Consider the following 1,615-nt stretch of genomic DNA (forward strand, 5'->3'; position numbering starts at 1 on the left):
AACGTTTTTACTCGCAATGTGCTTGAAGTTCAGGATTATCTGCAACGCGAAATCTTAATTGAGAACCCATCGAGCTATGTGAAGTTTCAACACTCGACGATCAGCGAGTGGGAGTTTCTCGCTGAAGTTCAGCAGCGCACAAGTTGCCGGTTACTGCTCGATCTGAATAACGTACACGTATCAGCCTTCAATCACGGCTTTGATTGCAATACCTATCTGTCCGCCATTCCGGCAGACAAAGTGGATGAAATTCATTTGGCGGGTTTCACCATCAAGCAACTCGATAAAGGCGAAATTTGGATTGATACTCACAGCCGTCCCGTCAGCACGGAAGTCTGGAAGTTATATCAACATTGGATTGAACAGTATGGTCCGCGCCATACCTTAATTGAATGGGACTTAGATATCCCAGCACCAGAAGTGTTATTGGCAGAAGCGGAAAAGGCCTCGCTCCTTCTCTCCCAAATTACCACCCCGCTTAGCGCTACGAGGAAAGCCTCATGAAGCTAGCCACCTTACAAAACCAGTTTGCGAAAGCGCTTCACTATCAGGCATTGGGCGACGACTGTAATATTGCAAGCGGTCAGTTTACCGCTGACGAGCGCATGCAGATATATCGCAACAACTTTATCATCAGCTTGAGCGAAGTCCTTTCTGCAACTTATCCGATGGTTGAAGCGTTACTAGGGGAAACGTGCTTTGCCCAAATAGCACGCCAACATGTTTTAACGCACCCACTCCAAGAAGGCAGTGTTATTCACTACGGAAAAGACTTTCACCTCACTGTGATGTTGTTTGGTCAGGTCATGGCTCAAGCACCATACAGCCCAGAAGTTGCTCTCTTTGAATGGAACATCGACCTTGCTCGCCAAGCTCGTTATGAGCATCAAGCAGACACTGCCGTGCAACCACTGACTGAGTTACCACACGTACCAGAGTCGCAACATCCCCATTTAGTTTTCCACCTTCGCCCTGGGTGTAAGTGCTTTGATGCTCATTACGCGGTGTTTGATTTATTCGCCGCTGTTCGTACTCAGCAATTCGATCAGCTCAACATCAACCAATTACAACAAGGGGTGATCCGCATCGAGCCCAATGGTGAAGCGCAGTGTTTCGCGCTAGCTGCCGAAGCCTATCAATTGCTTGCCAGCTTGGAACAAAAGCAATGTTTGAGCGATATCCCCGAGCCGTTGCTCGCTCATCTTAATCACATCATGACGCTTGACCTGATTGAAGGTTTTACGCTGCAAACCGCGTAAGGAGGATACGATGACAGATTCTGTTAAAAGCCTGATTAGCCGCTACGACGAATACACCAACAGCTTACAAACTCACGCAATGCCGTTGTTGCTGCTGTTTTGCCGTTTATGGGTCGCTTGGGTGTTTTTTAATTCCGGCCTTATCAAACTTGCCTCATGGGATAGCACCTTGTACTTGTTCGAATTTGAGTATCAAGTTCCGTTGCTACCTTGGGAATTTGCCGCCTATTCAGGCACATTCGCAGAGTTAGTTCTTCCGGTCTTTTTAGCGCTTGGATTGTTTACTCGCCCTATGGCTGCCATGTTGTTTGTATTCAACATTATCGCTGTCCTGTCCTACCCACTACTTTGGGAGA

3 protein-coding genes are annotated in these 1,615 nt (G+C 47.5%); all 3 read left to right on the forward strand.

The window, feature by feature from the left end; all coding sequences use genetic code 11:
* On the forward strand, nucleotides 1-504 hold a 504-nt coding region (locus tag R8O70_RS24960), incomplete at its 5' end, for a DUF692 family multinuclear iron-containing protein (RefSeq protein ID WP_318184433.1).
* Nucleotides 501-1,259 carry a DNA-binding domain-containing protein gene (locus R8O70_RS24965; RefSeq protein ID WP_025552726.1) on the forward strand — a complete coding sequence of 253 codons (759 nt, stop codon included), beginning with the start codon at nucleotides 501-503 and terminating at the stop codon, nucleotides 1,257-1,259. The genes R8O70_RS24960 and R8O70_RS24965, both read left to right, overlap by 4 nt.
* 10 nt (nucleotides 1,260-1,269) lie before the next feature.
* On the forward strand, nucleotides 1,270-1,615 hold a 346-nt coding region (locus tag R8O70_RS24970), incomplete at its 3' end, for a DoxX family protein (protein ID WP_318184434.1).

This window comes from Vibrio sp. 779(2023) (assembly GCF_033344285.1).
In the GTDB taxonomy this organism is placed as follows: Bacteria; Pseudomonadota; Gammaproteobacteria; order Enterobacterales; family Vibrionaceae; genus Vibrio; species Vibrio alginolyticus.